The organism is Streptomyces sp. NPDC050732 (genome assembly GCF_040654255.1).
Lineage (GTDB): Bacteria > Actinomycetota > Actinomycetes > Streptomycetales > Streptomycetaceae > Streptomyces.
On record NZ_JBFAHP010000041.1, the window covers coordinates 19404 to 34539 of the forward strand.

A 15136-nucleotide genomic window follows, 5' to 3' on the forward strand; every position below is an offset into this window, starting at 1 on the left:
GCCCACCTTGCCCCGACCTCGTCCCACCTGAGGCTTCACGCGCGAGAACAGGAAGGCTGACCATTCCCGTGGCGAACGAAGAGAAGCTCGTCGAATACCTCAAGTGGACGACCGCCGAGCTCCACCAGGCCCAGCAAGAGCTGCGCGAACTGAAGGCCGCACAGCACGAGCCGATCGCCGTCGTCTCCATGGCCTGCCGGCTGCCCGGTAAGACCCGCACCCCGGACGACCTGTGGGATCTGGTGTCCGAGGGCCGCGACGCCGTCACCGGTTTCCCCGACGACCGCGCCTGGGAGCTCCCCGAGGAACGCCCGTACGCGGAGCTCGGCGGCTTCCTGGACGACGCGGCCGGCTTCGACGCGGGCTTCTTCGACATCGGCGACACCGAGGCCGTGGCCACCGAACCCCTCCAGCGCCTCATGCTCCACCTCGCGTGGGAGACCGTCGAACGCGGCCACATCGCCCCGCACACCCTGCGCTCCACACTGACCGGCGTCTACGTCGGCGCCACCGGGCACGACTACGCGACGCGTCTGGAGACCGCGCCCGACGAACTGCTGCCCTATCTGGGCGGCGGCACGTCCGGCAGCCTCGTCTCCGGCCGCATCGCCTACGCCCTCGGCCTCGAAGGCCCCGCCATCAGCGTGGACACGGCGTGCTCGTCCTCCCTGGTCGCCCTCCACCTGGCCTGCCAGGCGCTGCGCCGCGGGGAGTGCGGGCTCGCCCTCGCCGGCGGCGGCACCGTCATGTCGACGCCGCACACCTTCCACGCCTTCGCCCACCAGAAGTCGCTCGCGCAGGACGGCCGTTGCAAACCGTTCGCCGCCGCGGCCGACGGCATGGGCCTCGGCGAGGGCGTCGGCCTCGTCCTGCTGGAGCGGCTCGGCGACGCCAGGAAGAACGGCCACCCGGTCCTCGCCGTCATCCGCGGCTCCGCGGTGAACCAGGACGGCGCCGGCTACGGCCTCGCCGCACCCAACGGCCCCTCCCAGCAGCACGTGATCCGCGCCGCACTCGCCGACGCCCGGCTCACCCCGGACCAGATCGACGCCGTCGAGGCACACGGGACGGGCACCCCCATCGGCGACGCCATCGAGGTCCAGGCCCTCCTCGCCACCTACGGCGCCGACCGCTCCCCCGACCGGCCCCTGTGGCTCGGCTCCGTCAAGTCCAACACGGGACACACGCAGGGGGCCGCCGGTACGGCCGCGCTCATCAAGATGGTCCAGGCGTTCCGGCACGACACCCTGCCGCCGACCCTCCACGTCGACCGTCCGACGCCCCTCGCCGCCTGGAAGAAGGGCGCGGTACGGCTGCTCACCGAGGCGGTCGACTGGCCCCGCCGCGAGGAGCCCCGCCGGGTCGGCATCTCCGCCTTCGCCACGTCCGGCACCAACGCGCACCTCATCCTCGAAGAGCCGCCGGTGGAAGAGCCCCCGAAGCCGGACGATGCCCTCGCCGGGACCCTGACGGCCGTCCCGGCACCCGAACTCCCGGTGGCCTGGCCCCTGTCGGCCCGTACACCCGAGGCCCTGCGGGCACAGGCGAAGGCCCTCGTCACCCACCTGGCGGCCGCCGACCCCACGCCCTCCCCCGCCGAGGTCGCCCACTCCCTCGCCGCCACCCGCAGCCCCCTGGAACACCGCGCCGTCCTCACCGGCACCGACCACGCCGACCTGCTCGCCGCCGCCCGCGCGCTGGCCGCCGGAGAGGACCACCCCGACCTGGTCCGGAGCGTGCCCGGGGCCGACCCGAAGAAGATCGCCTGGCACTTCGGCGGCCACCCGGCCGACGGGGATACGACGGGGACGGCGCCCGGAGCCGTGCCCGGCGCGGCTTTCGGAGGTGCCGGGTTCCGCTCGGCGTTCCCGCTCTTCGCGACCGCCTTCGACGAAGCACGCGCACTCCTCGACACCCACCTGGACCCCCGCCTGCCGGCTCCCCTCCCCGCTTCCCCCGTCCACGCCGAGCTCTCGCGCTTCGCGGTCCACACCGCGCTCGCGCGCCTGCTCCTCGACAGCGGGGTACGCCCCCACAGCCTCACCGGCGACGGTGTGGGCCACATCGCCGCCGCGTACGCCGCGGGAGTCCTCACCCTCGACGACGCGTGCCGCCTGGCCGCCGCCCACGCCATCCACAGTGCGCAACCGGCCTCGCCCGACGCCTACGAGCCCGTGCTGAAGCAGCTGACGTTCCAACGCCCCACGCTCACGCTCACCAGCACCGCCCCGGCCGACACCCCCCTCACCTCCGCCGACTACTGGCACCACCACCTCACCTCGCCGGCCCCCGCCGCACCCCTCACCCCCGAGACCCACACGCTTCTCCACCTGGGCGCGCTCACCACGGAGACATCGCAAACCACGGCCGTACGCGCCCTGTTGACCGCTCTCGCCCGGCTGCACACCACGGGCGGCACCGTCGACTGGACCCCTCTCGTCCAGCGCACGGACCGCCCCCGGACCATCGACCTCCCGACGTACTCCTTCCAGGCCAAGCGTTACTGGCTGCACGACCACACCGCGCACGCCGCGGTGTGACCCCCGCCAACACCTCACTCACACAGGAGCAACCATGACCAGCACCGACAACACCCCCGGCCAGGACGCCACCGAGCTGGAGAAGCAGCTCGCCGCGGCCACCCCCGAGGAGCGCGAGAAGCTCCTGACCGACACCATCCGCACCCAGGCCGGCACCCTCCTCAACACCACCCTCGGCGACGACAGCAACTTCCTTGAGAACGGCCTCAACTCCCTCACCGCCCTTGAGCTCACCAAGACGCTGATGACGCTGACCGGCATGGAGATCGCGATGGTCGCCATCGTCGAGAACCCCACCCCCGCGCAGCTCGCCCGCCACCTCGGCCAGGAGCTGGCCCACACCACCGCGTGACCCCTGGACCACCCGGGCACGACGCCCACCCCGCCCCCGGACGCACGGAGCCCCGGGGGCACAAACACGCGGGCACGAAGTCAGGCGGCGGGGCAGAGCGCCGCGGGGTCGGCCGAGGCCGCGCGGGCCACGGTCGCGTGCACGGGACGCGCGGTGCGTACGGTGGCCGCGGCGGGCTGCGAACGGTTCCGGGCGAAGACGACGAGACGCAGCACCGCGAACCGCGCGACACCGGCGAGTGCGGATGCCGACAGGTACACGACCTGCTCAAGCACCGCGCCGGGTGCCGCCACCAGCTGCTGCAGGACGAACATCGCCACGCAGGTCACCGCGTACGCGGCCGCCGCGGACCCCGCCGACTGCGCGTGCTGCCGCCAGGTCGCGCGCCCGCCCGCACCGAAGGTGAAGCGGGCGTGGAGCTCGGTGGCGACGAGGGTGGAGACCACGGTGACCAGGGCGTTCGCCAGCGCCCAGGGGATCCGGGAGGCGAGGGCCACCACGGCGAAGCTGGAGGCGAGGCCCACCCCGCCACCGCACAGCACGAAGCGGACGAAGGCGGCGCAGGCACCGGGTGCGGCGGCCTGCTCCTGGCTCTGTGCTGTCCCCATGATGCAACCCCTCTGACGGCCGGCTCCGCGAAACGCACCCTCCTGCCCGCGAGGCGGGGGCAGCGCGCTAACGATGACGCCATCATGGCACACGAATGGCACCACGTGGTGCCATTTTTTGCGCCAAGGTGTCCCGGGACTGCGGGGACGCATGGCACACGCATGGCACAGACGTCGGCCCCGCACATCCTCCGCGTCACACGGAGGGGTGCGGGGCCGACGTCTGCGGCATCCGCGTCAGCGGTCGGCCGGACCGCTTCCGCCCTGACCTTGCCTAACTCTGCGGCGGGTTTTGCCCGTCCGAGCCGAACTGGCCCCTGAGCTTGTCCTGGGCCGTGTCGACCTGACTGCTGTACTTGCCCTGCGTCTTCTCGTCGACGAAGTCGCCCGCCTTGTCGATTCCCTGGCCGGCCTTGTCCTCGTGTCCCTTGAGCATCTGCTTGAGCTTGTCCATGACCGTCATGGGCGCACCTGCCTCTCTGCGTTTCTCCCCCCATCCAGGGTCAGGGCCCAGCGCGGCATCCGCATCCGCAACCGCGCTTGACCCGACCGGCCGCCACGACCTGCCGACCGGGATGCGCGCCGTCACCATGGCCACGACACCGGGGTACTCCGTCACCCGACGACCGACCAGGGAGGAGGCTCGTCCGTGCACCGCTGGCTTTCCGAACGGCGCCGCTCGGCCGTGAGCCTGGTCATCGCGGCGTGCGCGGCAGTGGTCCTGCCCGTCGACGCCGTGGCGCTCATCTCGGCAGCGGATGTCGGCGTACTGGTCTTCTTCGCCTACCTGCTTCCCTACCTCGCCCTCACCTTGACCGCCTTCCTGAGCGCCGGGCCGGAGGAGGTCCGCTCCTGGGCGCGGCGCGAAGCTCGCGGCACGTTCCTGCAGCGCTATGTCCTCGGAACCGCGCCCGGGCCCGGAGGGTCGCTCTTCATCGCGGCCGCCGCGCTGGTCGTGGCGGTGCTGTGGCTTCCCGGCCACCTCAGCACCACCTTCTCCGCCGTCCCCCGCACGCTGGTGGCGCTCGCCCTGGTCGTCGTCGCCTGGATCTGCGTGGTCGTGGCCTTCGCCGTCACCTTCCAGGCCGACAACCTCGTGGAGAACGAGCGGGCGCTCGACTTCCCCGGAGAACAGGCCCCCGCCTGGGCCGACTACGTCTATTTCGCCCTGGCCGCGATGACGACGTTCGGCACCACCGACGTCGATGTGACCTCACGGGCCATGCGCCGGACCGTGGCGGCGAACACGGTCATCGCCTTCGTCTTCAACACCGTCACGGTCGCGATCCTGGTATCCGCACTGGGCGGCCGCTAGGGCGTGTCTTGGGGATCAGCCCGAGCCGTTCAGGCGGACAGGCGGCCGATCTCCTCCGGGTCGAGGCCGGTCAGCCGGGCGATGCGCTCCGCGGGAATCCCCGCGGTCAGGGCCCGGTGCACGAGGGCCTGCCGGTCCTGGGTCGTCTCCCGGAATTCGAGCAGTTCGCTCTCCATGTCCGTGACGGCCTGGGGCGCGCACTCCTGGTGGACCTTGAGCGCCTCCTCCTCGCTCAGCGGCACCGGCAGCCGCTCGGCGTCCTTCGGGATGAGCGTCTCGGCCTCGGCGGGCAGGATCCTGACCTGTTCCGATGCCGGGGAGGCCTCGTGGGCCTGCAACCAGGCGTGCACCGCAGGGGTTTCCGTGCATTCCAAGGCGCCGACGGCAGCGAGGGCCGCGCCCAGTCGGGGGTGCCGGTCGGGGAGGAGGAACAGGTATGCGTCATCGGCCATCGCGGGAAATCGCCTTCTCGTTCGGACGTCTGGGCATCTGGAGGCCACGGATGGTGCGGCCCAGGCGAACACATGCCCGCGGTCGGCCGGTTCACTCGGAGCTGCCGCCCGGTCCGTGTGAACCCTCCATGTGATCGACCGCCGTCGTCGCCGCGGCCACGAAAGCGGCGATCGCCGGATGCGCGCCGCCGCCCGCGCGGAACGCGACCTTCGAGCGACGGAACAGCGGCAGTCTCGTGAGCACCACGCCCGCGGGGCTCGGCACGGCGGCCATCCGCGGCACGAACCCGGCCCCTTGCCCGGCGGCCACCAGAGCGAGCACGGTGCGGAAGTCGTTGACCTGGTGGCGGATCCTGGGCTGGAACCCGGCGGCCTGGCAGGCGCGTACGGCCATCGCGTGACCGGTCGTACCCTCCCGTGCGGTGATCCACGGAACCTCGGCGCAGGGCCCGAGCAGCGCCGCCAGCGTGCTCCCGGGACCGGTGCCGGAGCCTGGGCCTGGGGCGGCGGTCGCTGCCCCGCCCTCCGCAGGGGTGACGAGGTACATCGGCTCTTCGAGCAGGGGCACCTCGTCCACGGTCGTGTCCGGGGTCGCGGGTACGAAGTCGTAGTCGTGGACGAGGGCCACGTCCAGCTCGCCGGCCCGCAGGCCGTCGGAGACGCGCGCGGAGTCGATCTCCCGCACCATCGGCTCCAACGCGGGGTGCCGCAGCGCCAGTTCGGCCAGCGCGCCGGGAACGATGGTGTGGCCGCCGGAAGGGAACGTCCCGATGCGCAGCGGCCCGCCGATGCCGTCCCGGGCGCCCGCCAGCTCGGCGACCGCCTGTTCGAGACGGTTCAGCACCGCGTCGGCGTGCACGACGAGGGAGCGGCCCGCGGGGGTGAGGATCACGCGTCTGCCGCTGCGCTCCAGGAGGGGCACGCCCGCCTCCCTCTCCAGCACGCCGAGCTGCTGGGAGACGGCGGACGCGGTGAAGGTCAGCGCTTCGGCCACGGCGGCGATGGTGCCCCGCCGGTCGAGTTCGCGGAGCAGATGGAGGCGACGGACATCGAGCATAAGTTCAGCTTAGGTGTGACGGCAGGAATCTGAAATGGATCTACCGAGTCCGGTGGGCCAGGGTAGGAGCATGAACGCCGAAGCGAACCCTGTGTCGAACCCCGAAGCCGGCCTCGAACCGTTCTTCAACGGCCTGTACGTCCCCCTGGTGACCCCGTTCACCGACGATCTGCGCCTGGCCCCCGAGGCGCTGGCCCGACTCGCCGACGAGGCCCTGTCGGCCGGCGCCGCCGGGCTCGTCGCCCTCGGTACGACCGCCGAAGCCGCCACGCTGACCGCCGAGGAGAGAGAGACGGTGGTCCGCGTCTGCTCCGCCGCCTGCCGGGCGCACGGTGCGCCGCTCGTCGTCGGGGTGGGCACCAACGACACCGCCGCCGCCATCACGGCACTGCGGGAGCTGGCGTCCGAGGGCGATGTCGCCGCCGCGCTGGTTCCCGCGCCGCCCTACATCCGCCCCGGCGAAGCGGGGACCCTGGCGCACTTCGCCGCCCTCGCCGAGCACGGCGGCCTCCCTCTGATCGTGTACGACATCCCCTACCGCAGCGCGCAGCCGCTCGGCGCCGGCACGATCACCGCGCTCGGCCGCCTGCCGGAGGTCGTCGGCATCAAGCACGCGACCGGCTCGATCGACCCGACCACCATGGAGTTGCTCGACGCGCCCCTGCCCGGTTTCGCCGTGCTCGGCGGTGACGACATCGTCCTCTCGCCGCTCGTCGCGGCGGGCGCCCACGGTGGAATCGTCGCGTCGGCCAATCTGCGTACCGCCGACTACGCCGAGATGATCGCGCTGTGGCGGCGCGGCTCCGCCGCACCCGCCCGCGCTCTGGGAGCCGAGCTGGCCCGGCTGTCCGCCGCTCTCTTCACCGAACCGAACCCGACGGTGATCAAGGGAGTGCTGCACGCCCAGAACCGCATCCCGAGCCCCGCCGTTCGCCTGCCGCTGCTGGCCGCGTCCGCCGATTCGGTCCGCCGGGCGGCACCCCTGGCCGTGAGTCGGGAGCAGCACCGGGTCCGCTCGTAGGACCGGTGGCCCACCAGGGCCGGGTCTCGCATGGTGGTCACCGGCTGGACCCGGGGGCTGGTCGCCGTGTTTACATGCGCGTGATACTTGCGGCCCAGGCGTCTTCCTGCGCACGGCAGCGGCGCCGAGCGCCGACGCCGGCCGTGCCAGAAAGGGCTCCTTTGACCACGCGACCCGACACGAAGACAGCGCTCTCGCAGAAGACGGCGCTCTCCCAGCTGCTCACCGAGATCGAACACCGCAACCCGGCCCAGCCGGAGTTCCACCAGGCCGCCCGCGAGGTCCTCGAAACACTGGCGCCGGTCATCGCGGCCCGCCCCGAGTACGCCGAAGCCGGCCTGATCGAGCGACTGTGCGAACCGGAGCGACAGATCATCTTCCGGGTGCCGTGGCAGGACGACCACGGTCACGTGCGGGTCAACCGCGGCTTCCGCGTGGAGTTCAACAGCGCCCTCGGCCCGTACAAGGGCGGTCTGCGCTTCCACCCGTCGGTGAACCTCGGCGTCATCAAGTTCCTGGGCTTCGAGCAGATCTTCAAGAACGCGCTGACGGGCCTCGGCATCGGCGGCGGCAAGGGCGGCAGCGACTTCGACCCGCGCGGCCGCAGCGACGCCGAAGTCATGCGTTTCTGCCAGTCGTTCATGACGGAGCTGTACCGGCACATCGGCGAGCACACGGACGTACCCGCGGGTGACATCGGCGTCGGCGGCCGGGAGATCGGCTACCTGTTCGGGCAGTACCGGCGCATCACCAACCGCTGGGAGGCGGGCGTCCTCACCGGCAAGGGCAGCAACTGGGGCGGCTCCCTGATCCGCCCGGAGGCGACCGGCTACGGCAACGTCCTCTTCACGGCGGCGATGCTGCGCGAACGCGGAGAGTCCATCGAAGGCCGCACCGCCGTCGTCTCCGGCTCCGGGAACGTCGCCATCCACACCATCCAGAAGCTGGCCGCCCTGGGCGCCAACGCCGTGACGTGCTCGGACTCCTCCGGCTACGTGGTCGACGAGAAGGGCATCGACCTCGACCTCCTCAAGCAGGTCAAGGAGGTCGAACGCGCCCGCGTGGACACCTACGCCCAGCGCCGCGGCGCCTCGGCCCGCTTCGTGCCGGGCCGACGTGTCTGGGAGGTGCCCGCCGACATCGCGCTGCCGTCCGCCACGCAGAACGAGCTGGACGCCGACGACGCCACCGCGCTGATCCGGGGCGGCGTGAAGGCGGTCTCGGAGGGCGCCAACATGCCGACGACCCCCGAGGCCGTACGCCTCTTCCGGCAGGCGGGCGTCTCCTTCGGGCCCGGCAAGGCGGCCAACGCGGGCGGCGTCGCGGTCAGCGCGCTGGAGATGGCGCAGAACCACGCCCGCACGTCGTGGTCGGCGGAGCGCGTCGAAGAGGAACTGACGCGCATCATGAACAACATCCACCGCACGTGCCACGAGACCGCCGAGCGCTACGGCGCCCCCGGGGACTACGTGACGGGCGCGAACATCGCCGGCTTCGAGCGGGTGGCGGACGCGATGTCCGCCCAGGGCGTCATCTGACCGCGGTGCGACACTGGCGGATGTGACGGACAACGAACGGCGGACGGACCGGCGCCTGGAACGGGCCATCCTGGAACTGCTCGATCGTCGCAGCCCGTCCTCGACGATCTGCCCCTCCGACGCCGCACGGGCGGTGTACGGAGGGGACGACGACGGCTGGCGCGCCCTGATGGAACCGGCGCGCCGCGCCGCCCGCCGGCTGGTCACGGCCGGCGAGGTGGAGATCACCCAGGGGGGCCGCCCCGTGGACCCGGCGGATGCCCGCGGCCCGATCCGGATCCGCCGCGTCCGCTGACCGTCCCGCCGGGGGTGTGCTCAGGCGGTGGTGCGGAAGGGTCCTGTGACCTCGTAGGTGATGCCGCCGGACGAGCTGCCGGACGTACCGCGCTGGCTGGAGAAGTACAGCCGCTTCCCGTCGGGCGAGAAGGCCGGGCCGGTGATCTCGGAGCCGGACTGGCCGTTGACGCGCAGGAAGGGGGCCACGACTTCGGCGGGCGTGATGACGCAGATCTCCATGTTGCCGCCGTCCTCGGCGACGAACAGGTCTCCCGAGGAGCTGCCGGTGACGTTGTCGACACCGGTCAGGGGCGGGGTGCCGTTGGTGACGAGACTGTCGTCGTAGGCGAGTTCGTAGGTGCTGTCGCGCAGGTTGAGCCGCCAAACACGGTTGTCGCCCTTGGTGGTGAACCAGACGGTGTCGGAGGCGTAGTGGCAGCCCTCGCCGCCGTTGAAGATCTTGGCGCCGGAGACCTGGTCGCGGGTGTAGGTGGGCGAGCCGTCCGGGTCGGGCACGTTCGCCCAGGTGAAGGAGCCGGTGGCGCCGGTCCCCGCGACGAGCACCTGGAGGGTCCCGGAGGAGAGGTCGCCCCAGGTGGCCGGGGTGAACCGGTAGAAGCAGCCGTCCGACTCGTCCTCGGTCATGTAGATCACCTTGCGCACCGGGTCGGCGGCGGCGGCCTCGTGCTTGAACTGGCCCATCGCGGTGCGGCGGACGGCGGCCTTGGCGCCCCACGGGTCGGTCTCGTAGACGTATCCGCGGCTGACTTCCTCGCACGACAGCCAGGTGTTCCACGGGGTGGCCCCGCCGGCGCAGTTGTTGCGGGTGTTGGAGAGGACCCGGTAGGCACCCGTGACGGAACCGGAGGAGTTGAACTTGACGGCGCTCGCCCCGCCCCCGGTGGCGAGCTCCGAGTTGGAGACGTAGATCCAGCCCGTGCCGTCGGCGAAGCAGGCGCCGCCGTCGGGGGCGCCGTGCCAGGTGTACGAGGTGCCGGAGACCGTCCGGCCCGAGCGGGCTATGACGCGGCTGGTGAAGCCGGCCGGCAGCATGATGCCGTTGGCGTCGGCGGCCAGCAGACCACCGTAGGGGCTGGTGCCGTTCTGGGCCGGGGCCGCGTAGGCGGCGCCGTGCATGAGGGTGCCGCCGAAGACAGCGGCCGAGGTGCCGAACACCGCACCACGCAGGAAGTTGCGACGGTCCACAGATACTCCTACACCGAGAGACGAACGATGAGTTGACGGGCGTCGCCGACTGGTCACAGGGACCGTAGGGGTCCTGACCGCGCAGGGGCAGGGACGAGTGAGCCAACATTTCGCGGCGAAGGAGTACGCGATCGCGGCACGGAGGTCACCGCTCCGGCACCGAATGAACGGGGCGGGAACCTTTGTGACCCGAGTGACGCGTGGTGTTCACGGGGAGGGAGGTGGCCCGCCCTCTTCACGCGGCTCGTCGGCGGCGCCCTCCGCCGACCTCGCGGGAGCCGCCGCCGCACGCGTGTTGACGTAGGTGGTCAGCTGCCGCACCTGCCGTTCCAAGTTCTTGATGCGGTCCAGGATGTCCTCGGGAAGATTCGGCATCAGCTGCCCTCCATGCCTTCGGCGCCCGCGACGCCTTCGAGGTAGAGTTCCGCCGTTTCGGCGCGGCCCCGCTCGGGGGCGGTGACCTTGACCCCGATGACGCGGTACGTCGCGTCGAGGCCCTCGCTGAACCACACGTCATGGATGCGCAGCCGCACGGTCGTTCCGAGGAGCGACGGCGTGGTGTCCGCGTCGAGGCGGACACGGACGGCGGGGATCACGACCGGGCCGCCGAGCGCGGCGAGTTCGGTGCGGGCCAGGGAGTCGAGGGTGGCTTTGGCGGTGACGTTGCTGTGGTCGGACGTGGTGTCCAGGCGCGGGAATCCGGCGCCGATCAGCGCGTGCGCCACGTGTTCGTCGGAGATGACGGGGCGGTCCGCGCCTTCGGGGGTGCCCCCGCGGGCACGGGCGGTGGTGCCGCCGCGGGTGGCGTCGCGCGGGAAGGAGTACGTGAGGATGTCGCCCGGCAGGTCCAGGACCGTGGTGCCCTCGCCGACGTGGATGCGCGGGACGCCGAACAGCAGCCGCTTGGCGCGCTGACCGGTCGCCGGGTCGCGGTACACGCTCACCAGGTACTCGAACCCCGGTTCCATCGACGCCAGTTGCGCGATCGCCTCCTCCACCGGCGTCTCGTCGCCGTCGAGGTACGTCACCGTGCGCGGTGTGCCCGCCGGCGCGGGGGCGAAGCCGACGCCGATGTCGCCGCCCGGCATGCTCTGGATGTGCTCCCAGAGACCGCGCACGATGGTGAGATCGTCGGTATCGGTGTACGTGAGGTTCCGCCGGATGCGGCGGTGTGCCGCGTACGAGTCGAAGGTGGCGGCCTGGAGCGCGACGGTGACCGTGCCCTGCTCGTCCATGGCCGGGGTGAGCGTCCAGACGATGCCGCCCCAGCACACCTGGTCGCCGCGTTCGAGGTAGACGGCGGTACGGCCCTCCAGAATCTCCCTGACCCGCCGCGCCATCCGCCGGTTGGGCACCGGCAGGGTGGCGCTGAGCGATCCCGGCTTGCCGATGTAGTCGTCGAACTCCAGGCCCTGCAGGGGGAGGACGTCGATGGGGGTGCCTGTGCGCAGGTCGGTGAAGTACGCGAGGTAGGGGCTGTCCACGGGTTAGGCGACCGGGTCGATGCGGATGAAGCGGCTGTCGTACCAGGTCTTGGGGGACCCGGCCTTGTGGGCGGCGGTCGCGATGTACCCGACGCCCGGGGTGAGGCGCCCCAGCGGGAAGTTGGTGAACACGGAGGCCGAGCCCGCCCCGGTGTAGACGGCGGCCACGTCGTCGGACGCGGTGACGAGGGGTGCCCCGCCCGCCTTCGGCCGGACGTTCACCGAGAAGAAGCCGCCGCCTCCGCCGTCACCCGCGATGCGCGCCCCGACCGATATGTGCACCCAGGTCGACGACGGCGCGATGAATTCGGCGGTGAGCGGGCCCGCGTCGGTGAGGGCCTCGGTGTACGTGGTGGAAGCGGTGTGCCCCAGGACCGAGCTGCGTTTGAGCATGGCATCGGGGATGTACTGCTGCCACTGGCTGCCGTCCCAGCGCTCCAGACGCCCGCCCGCGTCCCGGTACTGCCCCGCGTAGCCGCCCTGGGAGCCGTGTCCGCCGCCGGCGGGCAGGATGCCGCCGAGCGCGGCGGTGTAGCGGCGCCGGTCGGCGACCGCCGTCGCCCAGGTGATGCCGCGCGTCGCCGAAGCGCCCGCAGCGACCGACACCTCGTACAGCAGCTCGGCGCTCTTCGGCAGCGCGGGCGGCACCGGCGCGCTCGCGGGGGTGCCCTGGACGATCTCCAGAACGGCCTCGTAGCGCCCCGAGGCGTCGTAGTCCGCGTCGTACACCCGCACCACGAGCGCGTCGATGCGCGGCAGGGTGGCATGACCGTCGGCGAAGGTGACCTGCGTGTCGGCGTCCACGGTGACCGGGTAGCCGCCCTGGGCCGCCGCGGAGCCGCCGGGCACCCACAGCCGGCCGGGCGAGAGCCGGGCCTGCATGCTGCTGGCCGCGCTGCCGGTCAGCTGGAGACCGCCCACGGCGCAGCCGCCGCGGGCGGTCAGCGGGCCGGAGGACGCCATCCCGAGGCTCATGGCGAGCCGGGTGTCCTCCCGGGTCTGTCCGGTGGGCAGATGCCATGCGGAACGTGTCGTCATGGAACTCTCCAAAGTCGCCGGGACTGCCGGTTGTCGGGGGTGGGTGCCGTCGCGCGCTCGGACACGGGCCGGACCGCGCGGTGCGGCCTCACCACTCGGCCGACCGCCAGGCGACGGTGGCCGACGCCCGCTCCGCGTCGCCGGACTCGGCCCGGAAGGACAGCCGGGACGCGCCGGGGGCCAGGGTGAACAGCTCCTCGGGGACGCTGCCGACGACCGCGGTGTGGCGGCGCGAGGCCGTCCCGTTGAACAGCACGGAGCCTTCGGCGGTGTCGACCTCCAGCACGTCGCCGAGCAGCAGGGGCAGGTCGTACTCCAGCCAGGTGCCGCTGTCGTGGTTGGCCAGGCGCGGGCCGACGCACGGCCCGGTGAAGGTGATCAGCGGGTGGGCGGGGGCGCTGCCCGTGTTCTCCACCGTCGCCTCGCCGACGGACCCCGGGGTGCCCCAGTTCAAGGGCCACGTCAGCGGCCAGGTCAGGCCCGGCTCCCGGCGCGGCAGACCGATCTCGACCCGGCGCGCGACGCTCTCGTACCGCCGTGGGTCCATGGCCTTCCACTGGAGCGTCACCTTGGCCAGGCGGCCGGCGAGGAACTGCCGGTCCGTGGGCACGACGCGCTGGGTGACGCGCGCCTTCACGGCCAGCGTCTCGCCGTACAGCCGCACCGCGAGCCACTCCTCCTCGTCCCGTATCCCGGTGGCGGAGCGCAGCGTACGCAGGGCGGCCAGGGCCGCTTCGGGGCCGCCGTCCGGGTCCGGGGCGAGCCACAGCTGAGCGGTGACGGTGCGGGGCTGGGCCCACTGCGTGCCCGGCCAGCCGCCGTGCCCTGCCGGGCGGTTCGCGTCGGACGACTCAAGGCCCGGCAGTTCCTCCCAGCCGGTGAGGCCCTCGGCCGCTACCCAGTAGGGGGTGCCGGGACCGATCAGGAGATCCGCCCACTGCACCTGCCCGTCCGTGTCGATCAGCGCCCCGGGCGCGCCGGATCCGTACCGCGCCCCCGCTGTCCCCGCTGTCCTGGCCTTCATCCGCTCACCACCACGCCACCCCCGGTCTGCATCACGGCTTCAGCCCCTGGCCTTCATCAAAAACATCAGGTCCTCGGCGGTCTGCCGGGCGCTGCCGCCGCGCGCCTCGTAGTAGTTCTCGATCACCACACCGCCGCGCTGCTGCGGCCCCAGCGCACGCACCGGTCCCCCACCCGGCCGGGGCCCCCGCGCGAGCAGCGCCTCCAGCCTGTTCAACGGCAGCACGGCCTCGGCCTGCCCCGCCTCGCCGAGCAGGGCGAGCGTGCCACCGGTGCGCGGCAGCACGATGCCGCCCTGGGCGAGGGTCGGGATGGTCGGAAGACTGACGCCGAAGGTCTTGCCACCGACGCCCGGCACCCAGCCCGGGATGGACACCTTCACCTTGTTGAGCGCCCTGATCGCCGAGTTGACCAGGCCGATCACCGCGTTGATGGGCCCCTTCACAGCGCCGAGCACGCTGTTGAAGACGCCTTTCGTGAAGTTCGCCAGGCCGCTCCAGGCCCGGTGCAGGCCGTCGCGTACGGCACGGAAGGCGGCCGGAACGCGTTCGCGGAGGAAGTTCAGCGCCGGTCTGATCACCGCGAGGACCGCGCGGATCACGGTCGTGATGATGGTCTTGTAGATCGTGAAGTACGTCTTCACGACCGTCCAGATCACCCTCAGGACGACCTGGAAGGCGACCTTGATGGCGTTCCAGGTGGCCTGCACGACCTGCCGTGCCGCCCGCATCGTCGTGCCGATCACCTGCCCGATGACCCGGAACGCCGTCCGCACGATGCGCTGCACGGTCTTGGACTGCATCGCCATGTCGATGAGCTTGGTGATCAGCGGGAGCAGCAGCGCCATGATCGCGCCGAAGACGTTCGCCTTCATGGCGGTGTTCAGACCGCGCTGCGCGGTGGTGACCCCCTGGAGTCCCGACTTCATCCGCCCCATGAGCCCGCCGCCGCGCGTGGCCGACTTCCCGGCCCCGTCCATGGCCCGGTCGGCCTGCCGGACGCTGCGGGCGGCGGCGTCCGCCTGCGTCTTGACCCCACGGAGGGAACTCGACGTACGGTCGAGCCCGCCCTTGATCCGGCTGACGGCCCGGTCCGCCTGCTGCACGGCCGCCCGCACCTTGCCGACCCCGGACTCTGCCTGCCCCGCACTCGTCCGCAGACCACGGAATCCGGAGGCGGAGCGGTTGAGGGCTTGTACGAGTGACATGGCAGACCTCCAGTGGGCC

General features: G+C 72.2%; 16 protein-coding genes. 6 read left to right on the plus strand and 10 right to left on the minus strand.

Annotated features, from left to right (window positions below; genetic code table 11):
* The first annotated feature begins 68 nt into the window (after positions 1–68).
* Complete coding sequence (locus tag AB0H82_RS30440; RefSeq protein ID WP_362998381.1) at positions 69–2540, plus strand: type I polyketide synthase; 2472 nt, start codon at positions 69–71, stop codon at positions 2538–2540.
* A 34-nt stretch (positions 2541–2574) separates the two neighbouring features.
* Positions 2575–2892, plus strand: a complete 318-nt coding sequence (locus AB0H82_RS30445) for an acyl carrier protein (protein ID WP_362998383.1) — start codon at positions 2575–2577, stop codon at positions 2890–2892.
* Positions 2893–2972: 80 nt separating this feature from the next.
* On the opposite strand, the gene AB0H82_RS30450 is transcribed toward AB0H82_RS30445, so the two are convergent.
* Both AB0H82_RS30450 and AB0H82_RS30455 read right to left on the minus strand, forming a co-directional pair.
* Positions 2973–3500, minus strand: a complete 528-nt coding sequence (locus AB0H82_RS30450; RefSeq protein WP_362998385.1) for a GtrA family protein — start codon at positions 3498–3500, stop codon at positions 2973–2975.
* 274 nt (positions 3501–3774) lie between these two features.
* The gene (locus AB0H82_RS30455) at positions 3775–3963 is read right to left on the minus strand and encodes an antitoxin (protein WP_362998387.1); all 189 of its coding nucleotides are present in this window, start codon (positions 3961–3963) and stop codon (positions 3775–3777) included.
* 186 nt (positions 3964–4149) lie between these two features.
* On the opposite strand from AB0H82_RS30455, the gene AB0H82_RS30460 reads away from it, so the two are divergent.
* Positions 4150–4815, plus strand: coding sequence for a DUF1345 domain-containing protein (locus AB0H82_RS30460; RefSeq protein ID WP_362998389.1), 666 nt, complete (start codon positions 4150–4152; stop codon positions 4813–4815).
* Positions 4816–4844: 29 nt separating this feature from the next.
* On the opposite strand, the gene AB0H82_RS30465 is transcribed toward AB0H82_RS30460, so the two are convergent.
* Complete coding sequence (locus AB0H82_RS30465) at positions 4845–5267, minus strand: DUF6003 family protein (RefSeq protein ID WP_362998391.1); 423 nt, start codon at positions 5265–5267, stop codon at positions 4845–4847.
* Between the two features lie 91 nt (positions 5268–5358).
* Positions 5359–6324 carry a LysR family transcriptional regulator gene (locus AB0H82_RS30470; protein WP_362998393.1) on the minus strand — a complete coding sequence of 322 codons (966 nt, stop codon included), beginning with the start codon at positions 6322–6324 and terminating at the stop codon, positions 5359–5361.
* 70 nt (positions 6325–6394) lie between these two features.
* Between AB0H82_RS30470 and AB0H82_RS30475 the strand changes: the two genes are divergently transcribed.
* From AB0H82_RS30475 to AB0H82_RS30485, 3 genes are all read left to right on the plus strand, one after another.
* Positions 6395–7345: a dihydrodipicolinate synthase family protein gene (locus AB0H82_RS30475; protein WP_362998395.1), complete on the plus strand. Its 951-nt coding sequence runs from the start codon at positions 6395–6397 to the stop codon at positions 7343–7345.
* A gap of 161 nt (positions 7346–7506) precedes the next feature.
* Positions 7507–8883 carry an NADP-specific glutamate dehydrogenase gene (gene gdhA, locus AB0H82_RS30480; RefSeq protein WP_362998397.1) on the plus strand — a complete coding sequence of 459 codons (1377 nt, stop codon included), beginning with the start codon at positions 7507–7509 and terminating at the stop codon, positions 8881–8883.
* Positions 8884–8905: 22 nt separating this feature from the next.
* The gene (locus tag AB0H82_RS30485; protein ID WP_362998399.1) at positions 8906–9178 is read left to right on the plus strand and encodes a DUF3253 domain-containing protein; all 273 of its coding nucleotides are present in this window, start codon (positions 8906–8908) and stop codon (positions 9176–9178) included.
* A gap of 20 nt (positions 9179–9198) precedes the next feature.
* On the opposite strand, the gene AB0H82_RS30490 is transcribed toward AB0H82_RS30485, so the two are convergent.
* The 6 genes from AB0H82_RS30490 to AB0H82_RS30515 form a co-directional block, all read right to left on the minus strand.
* On the minus strand, positions 9199–10365 hold the full coding sequence (locus AB0H82_RS30490) for an alkaline phosphatase PhoX (protein ID WP_362998401.1): 1167 nt from the start codon (positions 10363–10365) through the stop codon (positions 9199–9201).
* Between the two features lie 207 nt (positions 10366–10572).
* Positions 10573–10740, minus strand: a complete 168-nt coding sequence (locus AB0H82_RS30495; protein ID WP_362998403.1) for a hypothetical protein — start codon at positions 10738–10740, stop codon at positions 10573–10575.
* Positions 10740–11849: a hypothetical protein gene (locus AB0H82_RS30500; protein ID WP_362998405.1), complete on the minus strand. Its 1110-nt coding sequence runs from the start codon at positions 11847–11849 to the stop codon at positions 10740–10742. The genes AB0H82_RS30495 and AB0H82_RS30500 overlap by 1 nt, the downstream gene beginning before the upstream one ends.
* A 3-nt stretch (positions 11850–11852) precedes the next feature.
* Complete coding sequence (locus AB0H82_RS30505) at positions 11853–12887, minus strand: hypothetical protein (protein ID WP_362998407.1); 1035 nt, start codon at positions 12885–12887, stop codon at positions 11853–11855.
* An 88-nt stretch (positions 12888–12975) separates the two neighbouring features.
* Positions 12976–13911, minus strand: coding sequence for a phage tail protein (locus tag AB0H82_RS30510; protein WP_362998409.1), 936 nt, complete (start codon positions 13909–13911; stop codon positions 12976–12978).
* 39 nt (positions 13912–13950) lie between these two features.
* Positions 13951–15117 (minus strand): hypothetical protein, encoded by a 1167-nt coding sequence (locus AB0H82_RS30515; RefSeq protein WP_362998411.1) that lies wholly within the window; start codon positions 15115–15117, stop codon positions 13951–13953.
* Between the last annotated feature and the right edge of the window lie 19 nt (positions 15118–15136).

Excerpts from the sequence above, each read along its gene's own strand:
- AB0H82_RS30445 (WP_362998383.1), top strand. The coding sequence starts at position 2,575 with ATGACCAGCACCGACAACACCCCCGGCCAGGACGCCACCGAGCTGGAG.
- AB0H82_RS30450 (WP_362998385.1), bottom strand. The coding sequence starts at position 3,500 with ATGGGGACAGCACAGAGCCAGGAGCAGGCCGCCGCACCCGGTGCCTGC.
- AB0H82_RS30455 (WP_362998387.1), bottom strand. The coding sequence starts at position 3,963 with ATGACGGTCATGGACAAGCTCAAGCAGATGCTCAAGGGACACGAGGAC.
- AB0H82_RS30465 (WP_362998391.1), bottom strand. The coding sequence starts at position 5,267 with ATGGCCGATGACGCATACCTGTTCCTCCTCCCCGACCGGCACCCCCGA.
- AB0H82_RS30470 (WP_362998393.1), bottom strand. The coding sequence starts at position 6,324 with ATGCTCGATGTCCGTCGCCTCCATCTGCTCCGCGAACTCGACCGGCGG.
- AB0H82_RS30475 (WP_362998395.1), top strand. The coding sequence starts at position 6,395 with ATGAACGCCGAAGCGAACCCTGTGTCGAACCCCGAAGCCGGCCTCGAA.
- AB0H82_RS30495 (WP_362998403.1), bottom strand. The coding sequence starts at position 10,740 with ATGCCGAATCTTCCCGAGGACATCCTGGACCGCATCAAGAACTTGGAA.
- AB0H82_RS30505 (WP_362998407.1), bottom strand. The coding sequence starts at position 12,887 with ATGACGACACGTTCCGCATGGCATCTGCCCACCGGACAGACCCGGGAG.
- AB0H82_RS30510 (WP_362998409.1), bottom strand. The coding sequence starts at position 13,911 with ATGAAGGCCAGGACAGCGGGGACAGCGGGGGCGCGGTACGGATCCGGC.
- AB0H82_RS30515 (WP_362998411.1), bottom strand. The coding sequence starts at position 15,117 with ATGTCACTCGTACAAGCCCTCAACCGCTCCGCCTCCGGATTCCGTGGT.